Source organism: Vibrio sp. 070316B (assembly GCF_013114115.1).
GTDB classification, from domain to species: domain Bacteria; phylum Pseudomonadota; class Gammaproteobacteria; order Enterobacterales; family Vibrionaceae; genus Vibrio; species Vibrio chagasii_B.
In genome coordinates, this window is the sequence record NZ_VTYC01000075.1 from 1 (window position 1) to 976 (window position 976).

The following is a 976-nucleotide window of genomic DNA, read 5'->3' on the forward strand; positions in this document are numbered from 1 at the left end:
GCATCTTCAAAGCTTTGGTTGTGATACATCTCTGTTTTGAGTAAAGCAAAAAAGTTTTCAGCAACCGCATTATCCAAGCAGTTACCTTTTCTCGACATGCTTTGTGTTAACCCACTCTCCGCTACTTTTTTTTGATACTGTCGATGGCGATATTGCCAACCTTGATCGCTATGTATAATTGGCTTTGAGTTGGGTTTAAGCTTTGATATGGCTTCCGTCAGCATATCCGTGACAAGCGGCAAGCAGGCATTTTTGGCCACTCTATAAGCAACCACCTCCTGAGTAAACAAGTCGACAACGGGAGACAAGTATACTTTCTGCTCTTTTACTTTGAACTCCGTGACATCAGTTACCCATTTTTCATCGGGTTGAGTCGCACTAAAATCTCTTTCAAGCACGTTAGGAGCTGCTGTTCCAGACTCTCCTCGATATGAACGATACTTTTTAATCCTGACCGTCGATTTAAGGTTGAGCTGAGCCATAAGCCTTTGAACCGTTTTGTGATTAAGCATGAACCCCTGATTTTTTAGTTCCAAGTGAATACGGCGGTAGCCGTATCGTCCCTTATGCTCATGATAAATTGACTTTATCAACCGCAGCTCACGTTCGTAGCTATTTGGGCGCTTGCTCGTTTGAGCCTGGTAATAAAAGACACTTTTTGCTAGCTGTAGAGTGTGCAGTAAGTGCTTTAACGGGTACTTGCTTTTAAGAGTTAGAGCTATGACCGCTTTTTCTTTGTTCGACGGTTTTTTTCCTGCTCCAACTCTTCCAACTTTTTTAGAACGGCATTCTCGGTTCGCAAGTAGACCAATTCCTCTTTTAGCTCCTCAAGTGTCATTTCATCATCAGGCTTAGTCGTACGTTGAGGGTGCTGTTTCATTGAGGGTCTTCCTTTCTGGCGCATTTTGAGCCCTTTGATACCGAGCTCATTAAATCTTTTGAGCCAGACAGAGAGTATCCCAGGGGATGAGAGGTT

General features: G+C 43.3%; 1 protein-coding gene and 1 pseudogene. Both read right to left on the reverse strand.

The features are described from left to right. Positions 1-812: IS3 family transposase (locus F0251_RS24245; RefSeq protein ID WP_367613556.1), on the reverse strand; the 812-nt coding region annotated here is incomplete at its 3' end. After that, positions 719-976: pseudogene (locus tag F0251_RS24250) on the reverse strand (helix-turn-helix domain-containing protein); the annotation flags it as partial. The gene F0251_RS24245 and the pseudogene F0251_RS24250, both read right to left, overlap by 94 nt.